Genomic DNA, 22,279 nt, shown 5'->3' with positions numbered 1-22,279 from the left:
GCATCGAGTTCGATGCCACACCCTGGTTCAGCGAGGCTAACGCTCCGAGCATTATCGATTTGGCCGAACGCGGATGGGCCAGCACAGCGATTGCAGATTCCCTCGAGAGCCGACGAGGATACGAACGCTTGCACGACCTCGTTGAGTATGCAGCGAAGCGACTGCAACCGGAATCCCTGGAGGACCCCACCTGGGAAACCTTCGAGTGCGTCGTCGATGGACCCGAGGCCGTAGCCTGGCTCGAGAAAAACCGGCCCGACGTTGTGGCAAGGATCCCGTAAGCTACGAGAAGCGCAGCAATGGCGACGATGATTGGCGCATCACAATGAAGCGGAAATGGCGCGCCCGAAAGGATTCGAACCTCTGACCCCGTGATTCGTAGTCACGTGCTCTATCCAGCTGAGCTACGGGCGCGTGCCGCGATGTGGGGCGAAAGCCGCCAGCACCGGATGCGTTTCGGAAACGATGTTTGCGAAAGCGGGCCATAGCTACCGGGTCGAGCCCGGCTTGGCAAGCGCCCTGAGCCGCTTATTTCACTACCGTGACATAGCCGGAAAAAACGGCTCAGGCCCGCGCGCGTTCGTTGCGGATGCTGTGCAGTTCCACCGGCCGGTCCGGAAGGCTGATCCGGAAGGTGGCGCCCAAAGTGCCTTCCACAAGGTGAATATCGCCGTCATGGGCGCGGACCAGTTCGGCCGCAATCGCGAGGCCCAGCCCGCTACCGCCGGGGCGAGACGAGCCCTGAAATGCTTCAAACAGGTGGTCGCGTGCCCGCTGCGGGACGCCGGGGCCGGTGTCGGACACTTCGAGAATGGTGACAGCGCCTTCGCGGCGGCCGGTGATGCGAATCTGCTGCGGGGCGACGTCGCTCTGCGGCTGCCCCTCCAGCGCCTGGGCCGCATTGCGGACCAGATTGAGCAAAATGCGAAACAACTGGTCGGGATCGGCATCAATCATCAGCCCGCGCTCGATGGCGTTGACCCAGCCGATCGACACGTCGGTCGCAAGCCCGGCCGATTCGCGGACTTCGTTGACCACCGGCTCAACGAGAATCATCTTGCGATCAGGGGCAGCTTCCTGCGCGCGGCCATAAGAGAGTGTCGACTGGCAGAAGGCGATGGCGCGCTCCAGCGAGCGCATTAGCTTCGGCGCGAAGCGCTGCACGCGCGGATCGGGCACGCTGGCGAGCTGATCCGACAGCAATTGTGACGACGCAAGCAGGTTGCGCAGGTCATGATTGATCTTCGAGACCGCGAGGCCGAGCGCAGCGAGACGACTCTTCTGATGCAGCATCGAAACGAGATCGCGCTGCATGTCGGACAATTCGCGCTCCGCCACGCCGATTTCGTCGGCGCGCTGGCTCGGCACGATGATCCGCGCCGAGCTCTCGGGGTTTTCATGGAAAGCGACGAGATTAGCCGTCAAATTCCGCATCGGCCGCACGAACAGATAATGCAGCGCCAGATAGACCAGCCCGGCAGAGAGAATCGCCAGTCCGAGCGACACCCACAATAGATTGCTGGAGAAACGATACATCGCCTGCCGCAGCGGCAATTCATCGACCACCACTTCAATGAATTGCGCCCCGCCGGGCGCCGGCCCGATGATGCGCATCGTCTGATCGCCAGTTTCCAGCATGACTTCGAAGGCATCGACGATCGCCGACCACACCGTCATCGACCGCATGTCGATGTCATGATCGATCTGCGCCGGCAGATCAGCGCTGGCGAGCAGACGGCGCTGCTGGCCCATCTTGATGGCCACCGCACGGGCGCCGATGCTGCTCAGGATTTGTCGCGACAGCGATTCCGGGACCATGCCGAGCGGCGCGGCGTCCAGCACCAGTGCTGCCGTATTGGCCGCGGCCAGCCTGTCGTTCAGCCTATTGATCCGGAAATTGGCGATCGAGGGCACATAAATGAGAATTTCGGCAATCAGCACCAGCGGAATAGTGAGCAGCAACAGCTTGCCCGACAGCCCCAGCCGTCGCATGGGGCCGAGCCTGAACGCGGGCTCGATGGGCTTTTCGCCGGCCGAAGACACAATATTGGCCTCTGATCTCACGGTCTGACGCTGAACTATCGAGAGATACGGGTCCAACGACGATTTGTTACGATGATGTTTGCGACCAGTTCTTAAATTTGTCCGCTGAGCGAACACGCTTAAGCCATAGAGCAATTTCACAACCGCCAAAACCTGAAAACACCGGGAAATTGGGATTAATCCCATGGTTCCAAGAATTTGGCGGATCAGAACACCGCTACAGGGCAACATTGACGAAAACAGGACGCTCCCGTATAAGCCCGCCAACTGTCCGCGATGACCCGGTTTTGGATCGGGTGCGGCTCGTCTTTGGGCCGGAAATGGCTCGTTGAGCCAACATCTTAGGACTTACCTCAAATTACTCGGCGAATTGCCCGGTCAGCGGAGAACGACCCGTGAAGCGGACTTATCAACCCAGCAAATTGGTGCGCAAGCGCCGTCACGGCTTCCGCGCTCGCTTGGCGACCGTTGGCGGCCGCAAGGTTCTGGCTGCGCGCCGCGCACGTGGCCGCAAGCGCCTCAGCGCCTGATCGGATCTCTTCCGAGAGTTCATCATGGACCGGTTACGGCAGCGGGCGGACTTTCTCGCCGCTGCCAATGGGCCGCGGGTGAACAGCCCTGCCTTTGTGATGCAAACCCGGCGACGTGACGACGACGGCCCGATCAGGGTCGGCTTTACCGTGACCAAAAAAAACGGAACCGCCACCGAGCGGAACCGTATCCGGCGCAGGCTTCGCGAACTGGTGAAGCGCGTCGATGTCTTATCCATGCGACCCCACAGCGATTATGTGCTAGTCGGCCGTCGTGTCGCGCTCCAACGCGATTTCACGATGATGCTCGACGACCTCCGCTCGGCGCTGCACCGCCTCGATCGGCAATCTTCTAAGACGCAATCTTCTAAAACCAGCGTGACCTGACGCTTTCAGCCTGCGACAAGCGCGCAGCCGGAAGCGAGAGCCGCACCCGCATTTGAATGACGAGACCTGAACGATGACCGACAATCGCAACACCATCATTGCCGTCATTCTGTCCGGCCTGGTGCTGATCGGCTGGCAATATTTCTACAACATCCCGCAGATGGAGAAGCAGCGCGCACAGACCGCGACGCAGACCCAGCTCGCCAACCCGACCGCACAGCCAAACGCCACGCCCGGCAGCACGACGCCGACCGCGAATTCCACCGCCGCAGGCGGCGCACCCACGAATGTGGCGCCGGCCAACGCTCCGATCGTCAGCCGCGATAGTGCCATTGCCGCGTCGCAGCGCGTCAAGATCGACACGCCGCGCATCTCCGGCAGCATCGCGCTGAAGGGCGCGCGCCTCGACGATATCTCGCTGACCAAGTTCCGCGACACCGTGGATCCGAAGTCGCCGGCGATCGTGTTGTTCTCCCCCTCCGGCACTGCCGCGCCTTATTATGCCGAGTTCGGCTGGGTCGCCGCCGCCGGTGCGAACACCAAGATTCCCGACCAGAACACCCAGTGGCAGCAGGAAGGCTCCAACGCCCTGACGCCGACCACGCCTGTCGTGCTCAAGTACAACAACGGCGACGGCCTGACTTTCACCCGCACCATCTCGATCGACGACCGCTACCTGTTCTCGGTCAAGGATGACGTCAGCAATATCGGCAACGCGCCGGTGACGCTGTATCCCTTCGCGCTGATCTCGCGCCACGGCACGCCGCATGTCGAAGGCTATTACATCCTGCATGAAGGCCTCGTCGGCTATCTCGGCGACCAGGGCCTGCAGGAATACGGTTACAAGAAGATCGACGAAGCCAAGGCGGTGAATTTCAAGGTCACCAATGCCTGGCTCGGCATCACCGACAAATATTGGGCTTCGGCGCTGCTGCCCGACACCAATGCACAGCTGCAAGCCCGTTTCTCATCGAACCTGACCGGCACCCAGCGGACCTACCAGACCGACTATCTGCAGGACGCGCAGACCATCGCCATCGGCGGCACCGGCACGGCCAATGCCCGCCTGTTCGCCGGCGCCAAGGAAGCGGCCACTGTCGGCATCAACTTCCCGCTGGCGGTTGGCCTCGGCGGCTACAATCAGGCGCTCGGCCTCAACCACTTCGACCTTCTGATCGACTGGGGCTGGTTCTACTTCATCACCAAGCCGATGTTCCTGGCGCTCGACTGGTTCTTCCACCTGTTCGGCAATTTCGGCATCGCCATTCTGCTGGTGACGGTGCTGGTGAAGATCATCTTCTTCCCGCTGGCCAGCAAGTCCTACGCCTCAATGGCGAAGATGAAGGCCGTGCAGCCGCAGCTGGCGGCGCTCAAGGAGCGCTTCCCTGACGACAAGATGAAGCAGCAGCAGGAGATGATGGAAATCTACAAGAAGGAGAAGATCAACCCGATCGCCGGTTGTCTTCCCGTCATGTTGCAGATCCCGGTGTTCTTCTCGCTCTACAAGGTTCTGTTCGTCACCATCGAAATGCGCCACGCGCCGTTCTTTGGCTGGATCAAGGATCTGTCGGCGCATGATCCGACCAATCTCTTCAACCTGTTCGGCCTGATCCCCTTCGATCCGACGACGATTCCGGTGTTCGGTCACTACCTCGCGCTCGGCATCTGGCCGATCATCATGGGCATCACGATGTGGTTCCAGATGAAGCTGAATCCGACACCGCCGGATCCGACGCAGAAGATGATCTTCGACTGGATGCCGTTGATCTTCACCTTCATGCTCGCCGGCTTCCCGGCTGGTCTCGTGATCTACTGGGCTTGGAACAACACCCTCTCGGTGCTGCAGCAGGCCTACATCATGAATCGCAACGGCGTGAAGGTCGAACTGTTCGACAACGTGAAGTCGACCTTCGCGAAGAAGCCGGCTGAAAAGAAGACGTAACCCTTGGAGCCCTCATCCTGAGGAGCGGCCACTTGGCCGCGTCTCGAAGGACGAGGGCGGGGCGCTCATGGTTCGAGACGGCGCTTGCGCGCCTCCTCACCATGAGGGCCGGAGCAGCACAGAAAGCCACTTCGCATGACCACTGACACCGATGCGAAGCTGATCGAACAGGGCCGCCTGCTTTTTGCAGGCGAATGGACGTTCATCTGGGCCTCGCCCTCGATCGAGACGCTGCCGCCAATGGCAGGGATGGAAGTTGCCTTTGCCGGCCGCTCCAATGTCGGCAAATCCAGCCTGATCAATTCGCTGACCGGCCGCAACGCGCTGGCGCGGACCTCGCATACGCCGGGCCGCACACAGGAGCTGATCTTCTTCGAAGGTCCTGATGGCTCCGACTTTCGGCTCGTCGATATGCCCGGCTACGGCTATGCCTCGGCGCCAAAGGTCAAGATCGCGTCCTGGACCAAGCTGATCTACAATTTCCTCCAGGGCCGGGCGAGCCTCGCGCGCGTCTACGTCCTGATCGACTCCCGGCATGGCCTGAAGGATGTCGACCTCGACGTGCTCAAGTCCCTCGATCGCTCGGCGGTCAGCTACCAGATCGTGCTGACCAAGGCTGATCAGGTGAAGAAGAGCGAACTCGACAAGACCCTCGAAGAGGTCCGCACCGAGTTGCGGACTCATCCGGCAGCCTTTCCGGACGTGCTGGTTACATCGTCGCGCACCGGTGACGGCATGGCCGAATTGCGGGCTGCAATGGTCCGCCTGTTGAACGAGCGCAACTGATGACCCGCTTTAGCCTGTTTCGCATTCTTGTCATCCTGGCTGGCGTGATGGGCGCCGACGGCGTCATTCTCGCCGCCGCTTCGGCGCATCAGCCGGACGCGACGCGGCTGGCCTCGGCCTCCTCGATGCTGCTGTTTCATGCCGCCGCCATTCTCGGTGCCGTCGCCCTGATCGAGCGCGGCGTCGCCCATCTGCAGATCGGCCTGACAGCTGCGTTCGGCTTCGTCATTGCTGCCGCGATCTTCGCCGGCGACCTGACCCTGCGCCAATATGTCGGTCACGGCTTGTTCACAATGGCCGCCCCGACCGGCGGCACCCTGCTGATCCTGAGCTGGCTGGCGCTGGCGGTATCCGCAGCTTGGCCGCGCCCCACCTGACGCCGGGCCACTGGACAGAGCAGCGATGCTTTGCGCGGCGGCAATCAATCGGCTAGAACGCGCCGCAGATTGCTCACCGTGAGATCCGCTTCATGACCGACGCGCCCATCATCAGTGCTCTCGACCAGGCCCGCATCCTGTCGGAGGCGCTGCCCCACATGCAGCAATATGACGAAGAGACGATCGTCATCAAATATGGCGGGCATGCCATGGGCGCCGAGGATACGGCCCGCGCATTTGCCCGCGATATCGTCCTCTTGGAGCAGACCGCCATCAATCCGGTGGTCGTGCATGGCGGCGGCCCGCAGATCGCCCAGATGCTGACGCGCCTCGGCATCAAGTCGGAATTCGCCGCCGGATTGCGCATCACCGACGCGGCGACCATCGAGATCGTCGAGATGGTGCTGGCCGGCTCGATCAACAAACAGATCGTCAGCTACATCAACGAAGCCGGCGGCAAGGCCGTTGGTCTCTGCGGCAAGGACGGCAACATGGTCACCGCGTCGAAGGCGACGCGCACCATGGTCGATCCCGATTCGAACATCGAGAAGGTGGTCGATCTCGGCTTTGTCGGCGAGCCCGAAAAAGTCGACCTGACGTTGCTGAACCAGCTGATCGGCTATGAGCTGATCCCGGTGCTGGCGCCGCTCGCAGCAAGCAAAGACGGCAAGACCTTCAACGTCAATGCCGATACCTTTGCCGGCGCCGTCGCAGGCGCGCTGAAGGCCAAGCGCCTGCTTCTGCTCACCGACGTGCCGGGCGTGCTCGACAAGTCGAAGAAGCTGATCCCGGAACTGTCGATCAAGGATGCCCGCAAGCTGATCGCCGACGGCACTATTTCCGGCGGCATGATCCCGAAAGTCGAGACCTGCATCTATTCGCTCGAACAGGGCGTCGAAGGCGTCGTCATCATCGACGGCAAGACCCCGCATGCCGTGCTGCTCGAACTCTTCACCAATCAGGGCACGGGCACACTGATTCACAAGTGATGGACGCACCACATCACACGTCGTCATGGCCGGGCTTGTCCCGGCCATTCGCGTCTGGCTGGTGGGCGCGAAAAACATCGTTGACGCTTCTCGCCAGCATCATCTGGCTATTTGCCAACACGGCCGCCCGCGCCGATCTCAAACTTTGCAACCGCATGAGCTATGTCGTCGAAGCCGCCATCGGCATCGACGACAAGAGCGCCAGCGCGACGCGCGGCTGGTTTCGCATCGACCCCGCGCAGTGCCGCGTCGTCGTACAGGGCACGCTGACAGCCGACCGCATCCTGCTGCATGCCCGCGCGCTCAGCATCTATGGCGCCTCACCCGTGGCGCAGAACGGCACCGACAACCTGTGCATCGCGCCGGATAACTTCGTCATCGCTGCTGCCCGGCAATGCCGTGCCGGACAGTCACAAGTGCCGTTCACGATGATCAAGCCGACGCAGACCGACGACGGCAACATGGTCGCCTATCTCGCGGAAGACAGCGAATATGACGACGAACAGGCCAAGCTCGCCGCGATCCAGCGCCTGCTGGTGATCGCCGGTTACGACGCCGCGCCCATCGACGGCGTGGATGGGCCGAAGACCCAGAGCGCGCTCTCGTCCTTCCTCAAGAGCCGTAGTCTTGCTGCCGATGTGGTTTCAACGCCGAATTTCTTCGAGACAATGATCGCCGCCGTGCAGGCGCCCTCCGCAACAGGCCTCACCTGGTGCAACGACACGTCCTACAAGGTGATGGCGTCAGTCGCGACCGATGATGGCAAGGGCGTTGTCAGCCGCGGCTGGTATCGCATCGAACCAGGCAAATGCCTGCGACCGGATGTTGTCGGCCAACCCCGCCAGATCCTCAGTTTCGCCGAGGCCGTCGACGACAATGGCCGCGGCATCAAGCTCAACGACAAGCCGCTGAACTGGGGCGGCGTTCGCATGCTGTGCACGCGCGAGAGCAAATTCGAGATTCGCGAACACAATGACTGCAATACTCGCGGCCTCACCAGCGCCGGCTTCGCTATCGTCGACATGTCGGGCGGCGGCAAGACGCTGCGCTTTGCGACGCCGTGACGACCGGACAACAGAGACAATCAATGACCCTGCCGACCAAATCGCCGCGCGCCTTCACCCATGTCGAGACATGGGTGTTCGATCTCGACAACACGCTGTATCCACACCACGTGAACCTGTGGCAGCAGGTCGATGGCAAGATCCGCGACTTCGTCGCGAACTTCCTCAGGATTTCGCCCGACGCGGCCTTCAAGGTTCAGAAGGACTATTACAAGCGTTACGGCACCACCATGCGCGGCATGATGACCGAACACGGCGTCCGCGCCGACGACTTTCTGGCTTTCGTCCACGAGATCGATCATTCGCCTCTCGAGCCCAATCCGGTGATGGGCGCCGCGATCGCACAACTGCCAGGCCGCAAACTGATCCTGACTAACGGCTCGGTCGCCCATGCCGGCGCGGTACTGGAGCGCCTCGGTTTCGCCGACCAGTTCGAAGCGATCTTCGACATCATCGCCGCCGATCTTGAACCGAAGCCCGCTCAGCAGACCTATGATAAATTCTTGCGCCTACACGGCGTCGATCCGTCCAAAGCCGCCATGTTCGAGGACCTGTCGCGCAACCTCGTGGTGCCGCACAAACTCGGCATGACCACCGTGCTGATCGTGCCCGACGGCGCCAAGGAGGTCGTGCGCGAGGACTGGGAGCTGGAAGGCCGCGACGACGACCATGTCGACCACGTCACCGACGATCTGACGGGTTTTCTGGCCGCGCTGAACGCGGCGCGGTAGGACGGGATGGCCGCCCGCGCGTCTTGACTCTCCCCGGCCAAATCCCGACAAAAGCTTCAAGAAATCACCTTTTACCCACGATCTGCCCAAGGAAATCGCGATGTCGCTGACCGCCCTCGAATCCACCATCAATGCCGCCTTCGACGCGCGCGATAACGTCAACGCCTCGACCAAGGGTGAAGTCCGCGACGCTGTCGATCAGGCGCTGAACCTGCTCGACAAGGGCGAGGCCCGCGTCGCCGTCCGCGCCGACAACGGCAAGTGGACCGTGAACCAGTGGCTGAAGAAGGCCGTGCTGCTGTCGTTCCGCCTCAATGACATGGCGCAGATCTCTGGTGGTCCCGGCGGCGCGGCCTGGTGGGACAAGGTGCCCTCGAAGTTCGAGGGATGGGGCGACAACAGCTTCCGCGACGCCGGCTTCCGCTCTGTACCGGGCGCCATCGTGCGCAAGTCGGCCTTCATCGCCAGGAACGTCGTGCTGATGCCGTCTTTCGTCAATCTCGGCGCCTATGTCGATGAGAGCTCCATGGTCGACACCTGGTCGACGGTGGGCTCCTGCGCCCAGATCGGCAAGCGCGTGCACATTTCGGGCGGCGTGGGCATCGGCGGCGTGCTGGAGCCGCTGCAGGCGGGCCCGGTGATCATCGAAGACGACTGCTTCATCGGCGCCCGCTCGGAAGTCGCTGAAGGCGTGATCGTGCGCAAGGGCGCGGTGCTGGCCATGGGCGTCTTCCTGGGCGCATCGACCAAGATCGTCGATCGCGAAACGGGCGAAGTGTTCGTCGGCGAAGTGCCGGAATATGCGGTGCTGGTCCCCGGCAACCTGCCCGGCAAGCCGATGAAGAACGGCCAGATCGGCCCCTCCACCGCCTGCGCCGTGATCGTGAAGCGTGTCGACGAGCGCACCCGCTCCAAGACCAGCATCAACGAACTGCTGCGCGACTGATTTGTCGTTTCGTCCGGTTTGCGCGTAGCATCGTGCAAACCGGACCGATCCGTTGAATTGAGGGCTGCCATGGACTGGACCACGCTGCTTTTCAGCTTCAAGGGACGGATCAACCGCGGCAAATACTGGCTCGCGATCCTGATCTACATAGTGGCCTGGATCGCCTTCGTGGCTGCTGCCGTGATGTGGCTCGGCGGATTCGACACCGACCGGCTGTTCAGCATGGTCGGCGGCGCGTTGCTGCTGTGGCTGGCCGCTATCGTCCTGATCGTCGCCGGCACCTGGTCCGGCATCGCCACCGGCATCAAGCGGCTGCACGACCGCGAGAAGAGCGGCTGGTGGATCCTGGTGTTCTGGCTTGGGCCGAGCGTCCTCAGCGGCATCGGCAGCACCAGCAGCGCGAGCACCAGCTTCGTCTTTCATATCGCCAGCTTCGCCGTGACCATCTGGGCCATCGTCGAACTGGGCTTCCTGCGCGGCACCGCCGGGCCGAACGAATACGGTCCCGATCCGCTTGCCGCGCTTGCCACTGCACCAAGGGTCTGATGTCCACCGACGCTCTCTCCATCGCTCAAGATCTTCTCCGCTGCCCCTCAGTCACTCCTGCTGACGCCGGCGCCCTCGGCGTGCTTGAGAGCCTGCTGACGTCGGCCGGCTTCGAAGTCCATCGCGTCACCTTCAGCGAGGAAGGCAGCGCCGACATCGAAAACCTCTATGCCCGTATCGGGACTTCCGCGCCGCATATCTGTTTTGCTGGCCATACCGACGTGGTGCCGCCCGGTGATGAAGCGGCGTGGACCCATGGCGCTTTCTCCGGCGACGTGACGAACGGCCTGCTCTACGGCCGCGGCGCGGTGGACATGAAGGGTGGCATCGCCGCGTCAGTCGCCGCCGTGCTGGACTATCTGGCGGCGAATGACGGCAAGCCGCAAAAGGGCGGCGGCGGCTCGATCTCCTTCCTGATCACCGGCGACGAAGAAGGCATTGCCGTCAATGGCACCGTGAAGCTGCTCCAATGGGCGGCCGAGCGTGGCGAACAGTTCGATCATTGCATCGTCGGCGAGCCCTCGAATGTCGAGGAGATGGGCGACACCATCAAGATCGGACGCCGCGGGTCGCAATCAGGCACGCTGGTCGTCGATGGCGTGCAGGGCCATGTCGCCTATCCGCATCGCGCATCGAATCCGGTACCGGATATCGCCGCGTTGATCACAGCGCTGAGCAGCGATCCGCTCGATCAGGGCAATGCGCAGTTTCAGCCGTCCAATCTCGAATTCACCTCGGTGGATGTCGGCAACAAGGCGACCAACGTCATCCCCGCGCAAGCGCGGGCGAAGTTCAATATCCGCTTCAACGACCATCACACGCAGGCGTCATTGCGCGACCTGATCGATGCACGCGTCGCAACTGCCGCCGGCAATCGCATTCGCGCGCATGTGATCTGGGAGCCGAGCAATTCGGATAGCTTCGTCACAAAGCCCGGCGCCTTTACCGATACGGTCGTCGCCGCGATCAAGGATGTCACCGGCCGTACACCGGATCTCAACACGGGCGGCGGAACTTCGGATGCGCGCTTCATCAAGAACTACTGCCCGGTGATTGAATTCGGCTTGGTCGGGCAGACCATGCATCAGATCGACGAACACACGAAGGTTGCCGATCTGGAGAAGCTCACCCAAATCTATCGTGGCGTGCTGGATCGGTATTTCGCATGAACGGCAAGATTCTCGTCCTCACCGCGCTCGAAAGCGAGCTCGACAAATCACGCGCGCCTGCCGAGATCGAGGTGATTTTCACCGGCGTCGGCAAGATCAACACCACGATCGCAACACTTCAGGCTGTGCAGGCCATGCAGCCAAAGCTCGTCGTGAACTACGGCACCGCCGGCAAGCTAAACACCAAACTCAACGGCCTGATCGAGGTCAGCGACGTGATCCAGCGCGACATGAATGCCGAGCCGTTGGCGCCGCGCGGCCGCACGCCCTTTGCGCCCGATCTCGACCGCCTGGTCTCGGGCCAGCGCGGCGTGATCTGCGGCAGTGGTGACAGTTTCGTCACCTCCACCGATCCTTGGCTGGTGACGAACAATGTCGATATCGTCGATATGGAACTGTTTGCCATCGCGCAGGTCTGCCTGCGCCACGGCATTCCCTGGCGCGCCTTCAAGTTCATCACCGACGACGCCAATGATTTTGCGCATGAGCATTGGACGGCGAATGTCGCGAATGGCCAGGATCTGTTCTGGGACGCGATGAAGGGCGTGAAGGTCTAGTAGTCGACCTTTACCAGATACAGCCCATCCGGCGGCGCCACGATGCCGCAGGCGCTGCGGTCCTTCGCGGCAAGCGCCGCAGCCAGGTCGTCCGGCGTCCAGCGGCCGTTGCCGACCCAGACCAGTGAGCCAACCATCGAGCGCACCTGGCTGTGCAGGAACGAGCGTGCGGAGGTCGTGATAGTGATCGCCTCACCGTTCTGCACCACATCGAGCTGATCGAGCGTGCGGATCGGCGACTTGGCCTGGCATTCGGTATCGCGAAAGGTCGTGAAGTCGTGTCGACCGAGCAAACGCTTCGCAGCCTCGCTCATGGCAGCGACATTGAGCGGGCGCGGCACGCGCCAGACCCGGCCGGCATCGACGGCGAGGTTCGCGCGACGATTGGTGATGCGATAGACATAGTGGCGTTTGATGGCCGAGAACCGCGCCTCGAAATCATCCGGCACGATATCCGCCGACAGCACGCCGACCGGATGCGGCCGCAGATGGGCATTCATGCCATCGCGAAAGCGACCCGGCACCAGCACTTTCGGCACGTCGCAATGGGCGACCTGGCCGAGCGCATGGACGCCGGCATCGGTGCGACCGGCGCCATGGACGCGGATCGGCTCGCCGCAGATGGCCTCGGCGGCACGCTCCAGCGCGCCCTGTACGGTCAGCGTCGCGTTGGCCTGCACCTGCCATCCGGAAAATGGCGCGCCGTCATATTCGATGATCATCTTGTAGCGCGGCATCAGCCCACCTGCAGAGGCGGCTTCAGCGGCGTGCCACGCAGAAATTCACTGGCCTTCATCGGCTGCTTGCCGGCGCGCTGCAGGTCGATGATCCGGATCGCGCCCTCGCCGCAGGCGATGGTGAGCTGATCGTCGATGATCTCGCCGGGCGCACCCGCGCCCTTTGCAAGCTCGCAGCGCAGAACCTTCACGCGTACCGCCTCGCCCTCGATCGGCACTTCGCACCACGCGCCGGGAAACGGTGACAGCCCATGGCAATGCCTGAGCACCTCGCGCGCCGGCTTCGACCAGTCGATCTTGGCCTCCGCCTTGTCGATCTTGGCCGCGTAAGTGACGCCGTCTGCGCTCTGCGGGGTCAGGCTCAGCCGTCCCCTTTCCAGCGCACCCATGGCCCGCACCATCAGGTCGGCGCCGAGCGGCGCCAGTGCATCATGCAGGTCCAGTGCCGTCATCGCATCGGTGATCGCCAGGCGCTCGGCCATGGCGACATCGCCGGTGTCGAGGCCGACATCCATCTTCATCACCATGACGCCGCTCTCGGCGTCGCCTTCCATGATGGCGCGATTGATCGGTGCAGCGCCGCGCCAGCGCGGCAGCAGCGAGCCGTGCAGGTTGAAACAGCCGAGAGGCGGGACATCGAGAATGTTCTGCGGCAGGATCATGCCATAGGCAACGACGACCGCAGCTTCGGCCTCGTGCGACCGGAACTCGGCTTCCGCCTCCGGCGTGCGCAGCGTCTTCGGCGTGAACACGGGAATGCCGAGCCGTTCCGCCTCGCGCGCCACGGGCGTCGGCTGCAGCTTCATGCCACGGCCCGCGGGCTTTGCTTCGCGGGTATAGACCGTCACGATCTCATGGCCATGGGCCACGAGTTCGAGCAGCGTCGGCACCGCGAAATCCGGCGTGCCCATGAAGATCAAACGAAGCGACATAGGTCGGAGCCGATCTGTTGCAGCGTTACGCGGAGAAACCTACTCCGCGCGCTTGGCGAGCTTGGTGAACTTCTTCAGCACGCGGTCGCGCTTCAGCTTTGACAGGTAATCGACGAACAGCACGCCATTGAGATGGTCGATCTCGTGCTGAATGCAGGTCGCGAACAGGCCAGAGGCCTCTTCCTCGATGGTCTTGCCGTCGAGGTCCATATAGCGGATCCGCACTGTCGCCGGACGTTCCACTTCCTCGTAATATTCAGGAATCGACAGGCAGCCCTCTTCATAGACCGAGAGCTCTTCCGAGGCCGAGATGACCTCCGGATTGATGAAGACACGCGGCTTCTTGCCGTCCTCCTCATCGTCCTTCTTGGCGATGTCCATGGTGATCAGCCGCAGCGGAACCGCGATCTGGATCGCCGCCAGCCCGATCCCGGGTGCGTCATACATCGTCTCGAACATGTCGTCGGCGAGCTTGCGCACCTCTGACGTCACCTTCTCGACTGGTTTGGAGATCAGCCGCAACTGTTTGTCGGGCAGGATAATGATTTCACGAATGGCCATGGCGGCGATTTAATCTGCGCGCCGGTCCGGGTCAATCCGCTGGAAAAGCTGGACTTTGAAGGACGTTAACTTCCCGCTAACCATGAAAATTGAGGTGTGGTTAACCATGTCGGTTAAGGTCTGCTTAACCACATTTCTTAGGCTTGGGTTAACCAGGAAAATTCATTTTGCATTAACCATAAATGTTCCCTCTTCGTTCGCGCAACCGACCGAATCGGCTACAAGGATGGGATGAACGAGATTCTTTTCATGATCGGCGACATGCCGGTCACCGCCGGCGTGGCATTGATGGGCTTCAGTGCTCTGGCGCTGGGTTTGCTGCTCACCATCGCCATCATCATCGCTCGCTCCGGTAGCCGCGGCGCCGCCATGGCCATGGCCCAGGCGATCCGCGCCGACGAACTGGAAGAACGCCTCAGCGAAGTGCTGAAAGCACAGAACGAAGCCACCGGCCGCGTCGATGCCATGGGCCAGGCATTGGCCGGCCGTCAGGCCGACATGGCACGCGCGGTGTCCGAGCGGCTGGACTCGGTGACCCATCGCGTCGGCCAATCCATGGAACAGACCACCCGCAACACGATGGAAAGCCTGAGCGCGCTGCATGAGCGGCTGGGCATCATCGACAACGCCCACAAGAACCTCACGGACCTCACCTCGCAGGTGACGACCTTGCGTGACGTACTTGCCAACAAGCAGTCGCGTGGCGCGTTCGGTCAGGCGCGGATGGAAAGCATCGTCAAGGACGGCATGCCGAGCGGCGCCTATGCGTTCCAGCACACGCTATCGTCGGGCAAACGGCCGGACTGCGTGATCTTCCTGCCGGATCAGCGTCCACTGTGCATCGATGCGAAATTCCCTTTGGAGGCCGTCACGGCGCTGCATGACGCGCGCAGCGACGAGGAGAAGAAATACGCGGCGCAGCGCTTGCGCGCGGACGTGATGAAACATGTCACCGACATCGCCGAGAAGTATCTGGTTGCCGGCGAGACGCAGGATACGGCGCTGATGTTCGTGCCGTCGGAATCCGTCTATGCGGAAATCCATGACGGCTTCGACGACATCATCCAGAAGGCCTATCGCGCCCGCGTCGTGCTGGTTTCCCCCTCGCTGCTGATGCTGGCTATCCAGGTGATGCAGCAAATCCTGAAGGACGCGCGGATGCGCGACGCCGCCGACCAGATCCGCACCGAGGTACTGAATCTGGGCGACGACCTCACCCGGTTGCGCGATCGCGTGATAAAGCTGCAGACCCATTTCGGACAAGCCAATGAGGACGTCCGCCAGATACTGATTTCCGCCGACAAGATCGAAAAGCGCGCCGGCCGCATCGAGGAACTGGATTTCAGCAAGAGCGAGCCGGCGGCCGAGATAGCCCCGGTCATCGCGAAGACCGCCGCCCCCGATATGTTCGCGCCACTGCCGCGCAAGCTGCAGGCGGGGGAATAGGCCACAGGCCGCTTTCCCCCGAATCTGCTAACCCTTCCCCATGACCAGCGCGCCTGACTCGTCCGAAGCCGCCCTCGCCTTGAAGCCCCGTGCCACCTGGCTCGAGAGCATGGCGGTGTATCTGCAGCCGCGGGTGCTGATCGTGCTGCTGCTTGGTCTGTCGTCGGGTCTGCCGCTTGCATTGTCCGGTTCCACGCTGCTGGTGTGGATGCGCGAATCCGGCGTCGATCTCGGCACCATCGGGCTGTTCGCTCTTGTTGGCACGCCCTACACGCTGAAATTCCTTTGGGCGCCGCTGGTCGATGCGCTGCATGTGCCCTTCTTCACGCGACAGTTCGGCCGCCGCCGCGGTTGGCTGGTATTTTCACAACTGCTGCTGATCGGCGCGATCCTGCTGCTGGCGCTCACTGACCCCGCCCGCTCGCCACTGTTCGTCGCCCTCGGCGCGCTACTGGTCGCAGCGATGTCGTCGACACAGGACATCGTTGTCGATGCGTTTCGTGTGGAGAGCCTGCCGGAGAGCGAACAGGCGGCCGGCATGGCGTCTTATGTCGCGGCCTATCGCATCGGCATGCTGATCTCGACCGCCGGCGTGCTGTTTCTGGTCAGCGCCTTCGAGAGCACGGGCATCGCGCGCTCCACCGCCTGGATGTGGGGCTATGTGGCGATGGCTGCGATGGTGCTGATCGGCACAGTCACAGCGCTTGCGGCCACCGAGCCCGAGCAATCCGCGCAGGCCGAAGCCGCCACGCGCGGCGACAGCGCCTTCACGCGCGTGCTGCAGGCTGCAATCGGCGCGTTCTCCGAGTTTCTGGCCCGCAAGGACGCCTGGGCCGCGCTGGCCTTTGTCGTGCTGTTCAAATTCACCGACGCCTTTTCCGGCACCATGACAGCGCCGTTCGTGATTGATCTCGGCTTCACCCGCAACGACTACGCCGCCATCGTCAAAGGCGTCGGCCTTGCCGCCACGCTGATCGGCGGCTTCGCTGGCGGCTTCGTGGCGCGGCGCTATTCGCTGGCGGCGAGCCTGTGGATCGGCGCTGTGTTGCAGGCGCTGTCCAACCTGGCATTCTCGTGGCTCGCCATCGTCGGCGTCAATCAATGGGCGCTGGCACTGGCCATCTCGGTCGAGAATTTCACCAGCGCCATCGGTACGGTGATCTTCGTGGCCTACCTTTCGGCGCTGTGCAAAAACCCGCTGCACACAGCCACGCAATATGCGCTGCTCACGGCGCTCGCTGCGGTGGGGCGGACCTATCTGTCGGCAGGTGCAGGTTACGTCGCGCAGGCGACGGGATGGCCGATGTTCTTCGTCATCAGCGTGGTCGTCGCGGTGCCGAGCCTGATCCTCCTGATCTGGCTGCAGCGCCGCGCGCATTTCGAGATGCTGGGGCCGGTACGGGTTTAACCGAAGCGAACTCAGTTCGGCTTCGTCACCACGCTCCATTTCGTCACCAGCGCTTCACTCATCTGCCCGGCCTGCTCGGCGCAGGTGACTTCAGCAACCTTGAGCGCAACTTCCTGGCCGACAAGCTTCTTCAGCTGCGTGGCCTGCACGTCATTGGCAACGACGATCTCGAACGTCTCAGGTCCGGTCTCAAGATTGCACAGCCCTGCAGGCGCCGGCAGCCGACGCGGCTCGCTGACCACTTGATACACATTGGTGCGCTTGCCCTTGGCATCGCGGCTGCGCATGGCGTTGAGCTGCCCGGTCAGCACATCGCCGATCTTCATGGTCTTCGGTGCCACCGGTGCGGCTGGCGGAGCCGGCGTTTCGGTCGCGCCTCTGGCAGCCGTAGCAAACAGGCCGGCCGCACAAATCGCAGCGGCCCAGGTCGGCAAAGCCTTCAAGTCATATCGTGTCATCAATGCTCTTCCAGTCTTAAAACAGCGTCCGCTGTCGCATTGCTGCCGACAGCGTGCCTTCGTCGAGATAATCGAGTTCACCACCAACCGGCACGCCATGTGCCAGCCGCGTCACCTTCACATTGGCCTCCTGCAGGAGGTCGGTGATGTAATGTGCCGTGGTCTGCCCATCAACCGTCGCATTCAGCGCCAGGATGATTTCGCTCACCTCTGAATCATGCGCACGTGACACCAGCGCGTCGATGGTCAGATCCTGCGGGCCGACGCCGTCGAGCGGCGACAGCGTTGCACCCAATACATGATATTTGCCCGTCGTCGCATGGGCGCGTTCGAGCGCCCACAAGTCCGCGACATCGGCGACCACCACGATGGTCGAGGGATCGCGGCGCGGGTCCGTGCAGATCGTGCAGGGATTCTGCGTATCGATATTGCTGCAGACCTTGCAGACCTGAATCCGGTCGATCGCCACCTGCAAGGCACCGGCTAGCGGCGTCATCAGCGCCTCGCGCTTCTTGATCAGATGCAGCGCGGCACGCCGGGCCGAGCGCGGGCCAAGACCGGGCAGTCGCGCCAGCAGCTGAATCAGGCGCTCGATTTCCGGACCGGCCGTGGATGCCATCTCAGGTAAGGCCCATCCCCGGCGGCAGACCGAGGCCGCCGGTCAGCGCCTGCATCTTCTCTTGCATCGCAGCTTCCGCCTTGCGGCGCGCATCACCGAGCGCTGTGACCAGCAGATCCTCAAGGATCTCGACTTCGTCGGCTTTGACCAGCGAGGGATCGATCTTCACAGCCTTCACTTCGGTCTTCGCGGTCATCCGCACGGACACGAGGCCACCGCCGGAAATGCCTTCGACCTCGACATGGTCGAGCTCGTCCTGCATCGCCTTCATCTTTGATTGCAGCTGCGCTGCCTGTTTCATCATGCCGAGAAAATCAGCCATGAGTTTTCCTTCGCAGTTCGATTAATCGTCGTCGTTGAGACCGTCGGTCGCGTCATCGCTGATCAGGTCGCTATCGCTGCCGTTGAAGTCCGGCGGCTCAGGGGCGATGACACGAACCTCGACCTTCGCACGCGGAAACCGTGCCAGCACTTCCTTGACCCGCGGATCGGCTTCCGCCGCGCGCTGGCGTTCGTTCTTCTGCTCGAGCTGCTGATCGCGCAGCGTCGGCTGTCCCTGCTCGTTGGACACGATCACGGCCCAACGCCGGCCGGTCCACTGTTCGAGCTTCCGCGACAGATCGTTGATCAGCGTGCGCGACGCCGTGCGCTCCATCGCCAGCTCAAGCCGCCCGTCTTCGATCTTGATCAGGCGCACATCGGCTTCGAGCGCCCCGCGCACCATCAGGTCGCGTTTCTCGCCGGCCAGTGCGACGAGTTCAGGGAAGGTGGAAATCTTCAGCACCGCTGCGGGCGGTGCATCTGCCATGCCGACTTGCGGCCGCGGCGATGGTTCCGCGCCGCCGCGCTGCATGGTCGGACCACGCGACGCGCTCGCTGACATCGTCGGCATGGCGGACGGCATCTGCGCTGACGGCAAAGATGCCGACGGAGCGGACGATGGCGCGGCACGGCCTCCACCATTCGTTGGGATCATCGGCGACGTCCCGCCATTCTGGTCGAGCATCCGGATCGCTTCATCCGGCGTCGGCAGATCGGCAACGTAAGCGATGCGCACCAGCACCATCTCTGCGGCGGCGGCGGGACGCGTCGCGCCCTGCACCTCGGTGATGCCCTTGAGCAGCATCTGCCACATCCGCGACAGCACCCGCATCGACAGCTTCGAGGCGAAATCGCGCGCGCGCAGACGTTCGGTCTCTCCAAACGCGACATTGTCGGCGGTTGCCGGCACGATCTTCACGCGGGTGACGAAATTGACGAATTCGGCAAGATCACTCAGCACCACAATCGGATCAGCGCCGACGTCGTATTGTTCGCGAAATTCCTTAAATGCACTGGCGATGTCGCCGCGCGCCAGCGAATCGAACAAGTCGATCACGCGGGTGCGGTCAGCAAGGCCGAGCATCTGGCGCACCGCATCGGCGCGGACGGTGCCTGCGGCATGCGCGATGGCCTGATCGAACAGCGATAACGAATCGCGCACCGAGCCTTCGGCGGCACGCGCGATGATGCCCAGCGCTTCCGGCTCGACCTCGACGTTTTCCTTACCAGCAATATTCGACAGATGCGTCATTAGCACATCGGCATCGACGCGGCGCAGATCGAAGCGCTGGCAGCGCGACAGCACCGTCACCGGCACCTTACGGATTTCGGTCGTGGCGAACACAAACTTGGCGTGTTCTGGCGGCTCTTCCAGCGTCTTCAGGAACGCGTTGAAGGCCGCGGTCGACAGCATGTGGACTTCGTCGATGATGTAGACCTTGTAGCGCGCGCTGGAGGGCGCATAGCGCACGCTGTCATTGATCTGGCGGACATCGTCGACACCCGTATGCGACGCGGCGTCCATTTCGAGAATGTCGATATGCCGGCTTTCCATGATCGCCTGGCAGTGAATGCCCGGCGTTGGCATGTGGATGGTCGGCCCTTTGACCGAGCCATCGGCCATTTCATAATTTAGCGCGCGCGCCAGAATACGCGCCGTCGTTGTCTTGCCGACACCGCGGACACCGGTAAGGATCCAGGCCTGCGGAATGCGGCCGGTCTCGAACGCGTTGGAAACGGTGCGGACCAGCGCGTCCTGGCCGATCAGATCGTCGAAACTGCCGGGGCGGTATTTACGCGCGAGCACGCGATAGGGCGTGGCGGCAGCAGGCGCCGGGGCAACGCCCATATCGAAACCGTTCTGGTGATCATCAGGAGGGGACGTGCCAGCGTCGGTCATCGAGGAATCCGCAATGTGTTGTCTCGTAAAGCCGGCTTGCGGAACATCTGGCGCATCATAGGCGGAACGGGACACAGGTTCCGGCCTTCGATGCTGCCTCACTCATCGAACAAGGCGCCCACCGAGCTAACGACCCATGTGCAGGACGCTGAATTTGCTCGATAAAACAAGTAGGAGACTGACGAGCGACCCGATCCGGATCTCGTTAGGGCTGCTTCCTTCCGGACCTGACCCGATTGGCGAGTGGCTCGTCCACCGCCAATCTCCCGGTGCTTATTTGGGGCCAAAATGGTCGGAAAGCAAGCGCGGCGCGTGTCGCAAGTCCGCCGCAAGTTTTGCGCAGGAAAGTCGCAAGAAAACGTGGTCCAGACGCGCAAAACCGGCCATGACGGGAGTTGTCTGCGCAGCCGCTTCCTGCGACGCTGTGCGCCTTAATCGAGAGTCAGAATGGCCGCTCCCTCCTCCTGGTCGCTGCACGAGCAGCTGCAACAAGACACCATCGACATCGGCGACCTCCCCCTCAGCCGCGTGCTGGTGGTGAAGGACGCGCACTACCCCTGGCTGATGCTGGTGCCGCGCCGCGCCGACACGACCGAGATCATCGATCTCGACGAGGTCGCGCAGGGCCAGTTGATGACCGAGATCAACCGCGTCGGCCGGGCGCTCAAAGAAACCACCAAATGCGACAAGCTCAATGTCGCGGCGCTCGGCAACATGGTGCCGCAGTTGCACGTCCATATCATCGCGCGCCGCAAGACCGATGCCGCCTGGCCGCGGCCGATCTGGGGCGTAATGCCGCCACTCGCCCATGACGCGGCAGAAGTGCAGCGCTTCATCTCAGAACTCCGCCGCAAGATCTGGCTCGGTTGACCATCATGACAAGCAAGCTGTTTCCGCTCGGCCATCCGGCCTTCGTCTCCAACACGCTCGACCGCGCCGCGCATCTGCGCTTCAGCGACGAGAAACTGTTCGCGCTGGAGGGCAAAAGCTCCTCGCGCGCTTATGTGATCTACCGCGACTCGCTGGTCATGAAGAAGGATGGCGATGCCCAGCGCGCGCTGCTGACCATCGACGAGGCGCTGAAATTCGGCGCCAATCCTGGCACTGTCTTTCTGGGCCTACGTGATGGCGATGCGGTGTTCGGCATGGGCATCGGCGCACCCGCCGTCGAAAAGCTGTTGACCCGCGACGATGTCGTCGTCAGCGAACTCCGCGGCATGGCCATGCAGGGCATGGTGCCGCCGGAACAACTCTCGGCGGTTGCACAGGCCAAGTCGCTCGTCTCCTGGCATCAGCGCCACGGGTTTTGCGCCAATTGCGGCGCCAAGTCCTCAATGGCCGAAGGCGGCTGGAAGCGCGTTTGCCCGAGCTGCAAGACCGAGCATTTCCCGCGTACCGATCCTGTCGTCATCATGCTGGTGGAGAAGGGCGACAAATGCCTGCTCGGCCGCCAGAAGCAGTTCGCGCCGGGCATGTATTCGTGCCTCGCCGGCTTCGTCGAAGCGGCCGAGACCATCGAGGACGCGGTGAAGCGCGAGATCTTCGAGGAAGCCGGCATTCGCTGCACCGACGTCACCTATTACATGACGCAGCCCTGGCCCTACCCGTCATCCCTGATGATCGGCTGTTCGGCGCGCGCCATCAGCGACGAGATTACCGTCGACAAAATGGAACTTGAGGACGCCCGGTGGTTTGACCGTGACGAGGCGATGCTGATGTGGAAACGCGAACACCCGGACGGGCTCGCGGGGCCGCACCCATTCGCCATCGCGCATCATCTGCTCGGTCGCTGGCTGCATCCCGACCAAGCCTGACCACGGGGAATCCTTC

General features: G+C 62.6%; 24 protein-coding genes, 1 tRNA gene and 1 other RNA gene. 16 read left to right on the top strand and 10 right to left on the bottom strand.

All coding sequences use genetic code 11. From position 1 onward, the window contains the following. Positions 1 to 337: 337 nt before the first annotated feature. A tRNA-Arg gene (locus tag HP556_RS22410) sits at positions 338 to 414 on the bottom strand. Positions 415 to 564: 150 nt separating this feature from the next. After that, on the bottom strand, positions 565 to 1,992 hold the full coding sequence (locus tag HP556_RS22405) for an ATP-binding protein (RefSeq protein ID WP_175368586.1): 1,428 nt from the start codon (positions 1,990 to 1,992) through the stop codon (positions 565 to 567). 446 nt (positions 1,993 to 2,438) lie between these two features. Here HP556_RS22405 and rpmH point away from each other — a divergent pair, with 446 nt between their 5' ends. The 12 genes from rpmH to HP556_RS22345 all read left to right on the top strand — a co-directional run bounded on the left by rpmH (position 2,439) and on the right by HP556_RS22345 (position 12,067). Beyond that, positions 2,439 to 2,573: a 50S ribosomal protein L34 gene (gene rpmH, locus HP556_RS22400; protein ID WP_011471298.1), complete on the top strand. Its 135-nt coding sequence runs from the start codon at positions 2,439 to 2,441 to the stop codon at positions 2,571 to 2,573. 24 nt (positions 2,574 to 2,597) lie between these two features. Further along, the gene (rnpA, locus tag HP556_RS22395) at positions 2,598 to 2,960 is read left to right on the top strand and encodes a ribonuclease P protein component (protein ID WP_089262790.1); all 363 of its coding nucleotides are present in this window, start codon (positions 2,598 to 2,600) and stop codon (positions 2,958 to 2,960) included. Positions 2,961 to 3,033: 73 nt separating this feature from the next. After that, the gene (gene yidC / locus HP556_RS22390; protein ID WP_093759796.1) at positions 3,034 to 4,902 is read left to right on the top strand and encodes a membrane protein insertase YidC; all 1,869 of its coding nucleotides are present in this window, start codon (positions 3,034 to 3,036) and stop codon (positions 4,900 to 4,902) included. A 135-nt stretch (positions 4,903 to 5,037) separates the two neighbouring features. Then, a complete protein-coding gene (gene yihA / locus HP556_RS22385; RefSeq protein ID WP_120288259.1) occupies positions 5,038 to 5,688 on the top strand; it encodes a ribosome biogenesis GTP-binding protein YihA/YsxC in 651 nt (216 codons plus the stop codon). Next, positions 5,688 to 6,065 (top strand): DUF423 domain-containing protein, encoded by a 378-nt coding sequence (locus tag HP556_RS22380; protein ID WP_175368585.1) that lies wholly within the window; start codon positions 5,688 to 5,690, stop codon positions 6,063 to 6,065. Before yihA ends, HP556_RS22380 begins: the two co-directional genes overlap by 1 nt. A 92-nt stretch (positions 6,066 to 6,157) precedes the next feature. Next, positions 6,158 to 7,054 (top strand): acetylglutamate kinase, encoded by an 897-nt coding sequence (gene argB, locus HP556_RS22375; RefSeq protein WP_120288257.1) that lies wholly within the window; start codon positions 6,158 to 6,160, stop codon positions 7,052 to 7,054. An 80-nt stretch (positions 7,055 to 7,134) separates the two neighbouring features. Beyond that, on the top strand, positions 7,135 to 8,118 hold the full coding sequence (locus HP556_RS22370) for a DUF1036 domain-containing protein (RefSeq protein WP_246297865.1): 984 nt from the start codon (positions 7,135 to 7,137) through the stop codon (positions 8,116 to 8,118). 23 nt (positions 8,119 to 8,141) lie between these two features. Further along, on the top strand, positions 8,142 to 8,849 hold the full coding sequence (locus HP556_RS22365) for a pyrimidine 5'-nucleotidase (RefSeq protein ID WP_175368583.1): 708 nt from the start codon (positions 8,142 to 8,144) through the stop codon (positions 8,847 to 8,849). A gap of 100 nt (positions 8,850 to 8,949) precedes the next feature. Then, the gene (gene dapD / locus HP556_RS22360) at positions 8,950 to 9,795 is read left to right on the top strand and encodes a 2,3,4,5-tetrahydropyridine-2,6-dicarboxylate N-succinyltransferase (protein WP_175368582.1); all 846 of its coding nucleotides are present in this window, start codon (positions 8,950 to 8,952) and stop codon (positions 9,793 to 9,795) included. Positions 9,796 to 9,864: 69 nt separating this feature from the next. Beyond that, entirely contained in the window at positions 9,865 to 10,341 is a 477-nt protein-coding gene (locus HP556_RS22355) for a DUF805 domain-containing protein (protein ID WP_068732787.1), read from the top strand. Next, positions 10,341 to 11,510 carry a succinyl-diaminopimelate desuccinylase gene (dapE, locus tag HP556_RS22350; RefSeq protein ID WP_175368581.1) on the top strand — a complete coding sequence of 390 codons (1,170 nt, stop codon included), beginning with the start codon at positions 10,341 to 10,343 and terminating at the stop codon, positions 11,508 to 11,510. The genes HP556_RS22355 and dapE overlap by 1 nt, the downstream gene beginning before the upstream one ends. Continuing rightward, entirely contained in the window at positions 11,507 to 12,067 is a 561-nt protein-coding gene (locus HP556_RS22345; RefSeq protein ID WP_175368580.1) for a phosphorylase family protein, read from the top strand. The genes dapE and HP556_RS22345 overlap by 4 nt, the downstream gene beginning before the upstream one ends. Here the strand turns inward: HP556_RS22345 and truA are convergent. Genes truA through def form a run of 3 tightly spaced genes read right to left on the bottom strand, consistent with a single transcriptional unit; the run spans position 12,064 to position 14,297 of the window. After that, on the bottom strand, positions 12,064 to 12,804 hold the full coding sequence (gene truA / locus HP556_RS22340) for a tRNA pseudouridine(38-40) synthase TruA (protein ID WP_175368579.1): 741 nt from the start codon (positions 12,802 to 12,804) through the stop codon (positions 12,064 to 12,066). The genes HP556_RS22345 and truA overlap by 4 nt on opposite strands. Beyond that, positions 12,804 to 13,736: a methionyl-tRNA formyltransferase gene (gene fmt / locus HP556_RS22335; RefSeq protein ID WP_175368578.1), complete on the bottom strand. Its 933-nt coding sequence runs from the start codon at positions 13,734 to 13,736 to the stop codon at positions 12,804 to 12,806. Before fmt ends, truA begins: the two co-directional genes overlap by 1 nt. Positions 13,737 to 13,775: 39 nt before the next feature. Beyond that, the gene (def, locus tag HP556_RS22330; RefSeq protein ID WP_175368577.1) at positions 13,776 to 14,297 is read right to left on the bottom strand and encodes a peptide deformylase; all 522 of its coding nucleotides are present in this window, start codon (positions 14,295 to 14,297) and stop codon (positions 13,776 to 13,778) included. Between the two features lie 231 nt (positions 14,298 to 14,528). Between def and HP556_RS22325 the strand changes: the two genes are divergently transcribed. Both HP556_RS22325 and HP556_RS22320 read left to right on the top strand, forming a co-directional pair. Further along, entirely contained in the window at positions 14,529 to 15,743 is a 1,215-nt protein-coding gene (locus tag HP556_RS22325) for a DNA recombination protein RmuC (protein ID WP_175368576.1), read from the top strand. A gap of 40 nt (positions 15,744 to 15,783) precedes the next feature. After that, positions 15,784 to 17,151 carry an AmpG family muropeptide MFS transporter gene (locus tag HP556_RS22320; RefSeq protein WP_175368575.1) on the top strand — a complete coding sequence of 456 codons (1,368 nt, stop codon included), beginning with the start codon at positions 15,784 to 15,786 and terminating at the stop codon, positions 17,149 to 17,151. Between the two features lie 11 nt (positions 17,152 to 17,162). On the opposite strand, the gene HP556_RS22315 is transcribed toward HP556_RS22320, so the two are convergent. The 5 genes from HP556_RS22315 to ffs all read right to left on the bottom strand — a co-directional run bounded on the left by HP556_RS22315 (position 17,163) and on the right by ffs (position 20,716). After that, positions 17,163 to 17,609: a hypothetical protein gene (locus HP556_RS22315; protein WP_244628381.1), complete on the bottom strand. Its 447-nt coding sequence runs from the start codon at positions 17,607 to 17,609 to the stop codon at positions 17,163 to 17,165. Between the two features lie 16 nt (positions 17,610 to 17,625). Beyond that, positions 17,626 to 18,228: a recombination mediator RecR gene (recR, locus tag HP556_RS22310; protein ID WP_089262818.1), complete on the bottom strand. Its 603-nt coding sequence runs from the start codon at positions 18,226 to 18,228 to the stop codon at positions 17,626 to 17,628. A gap of 1 nt (position 18,229) precedes the next feature. After that, positions 18,230 to 18,550, bottom strand: coding sequence for a YbaB/EbfC family nucleoid-associated protein (locus HP556_RS22305; RefSeq protein WP_089262819.1), 321 nt, complete (start codon positions 18,548 to 18,550; stop codon positions 18,230 to 18,232). A gap of 21 nt (positions 18,551 to 18,571) precedes the next feature. Beyond that, the gene (locus HP556_RS22300; protein ID WP_175368574.1) at positions 18,572 to 20,449 is read right to left on the bottom strand and encodes a DNA polymerase III subunit gamma/tau; all 1,878 of its coding nucleotides are present in this window, start codon (positions 20,447 to 20,449) and stop codon (positions 18,572 to 18,574) included. Between the two features lie 170 nt (positions 20,450 to 20,619). Next, positions 20,620 to 20,716, bottom strand: an RNA gene (gene ffs / locus HP556_RS22295) — signal recognition particle sRNA small type. 180 nt (positions 20,717 to 20,896) lie between these two features. On the opposite strand from ffs, the gene HP556_RS22290 reads away from it, so the two are divergent. Together HP556_RS22290 and nudC are read left to right on the top strand one after the other, a co-directional pair. Next, positions 20,897 to 21,319, top strand: a complete 423-nt coding sequence (locus tag HP556_RS22290; RefSeq protein WP_175368573.1) for an HIT domain-containing protein — start codon at positions 20,897 to 20,899, stop codon at positions 21,317 to 21,319. Positions 21,320 to 21,324: 5 nt separating this feature from the next. Next, positions 21,325 to 22,263: an NAD(+) diphosphatase gene (gene nudC, locus HP556_RS22285; RefSeq protein ID WP_175368572.1), complete on the top strand. Its 939-nt coding sequence runs from the start codon at positions 21,325 to 21,327 to the stop codon at positions 22,261 to 22,263. The last annotated feature ends 16 nt before the right edge of the window (positions 22,264 to 22,279 follow it).

Origin of the sequence: Tardiphaga robiniae, from assembly GCF_013359755.1 — a bacterium.
Taxonomy (GTDB): domain Bacteria; phylum Pseudomonadota; class Alphaproteobacteria; order Rhizobiales; family Xanthobacteraceae; genus Tardiphaga; species Tardiphaga robiniae.
Note: the sequence above shows the minus strand (reverse complement) of the source record. Positions and strands in the feature narration are given on the sequence as shown.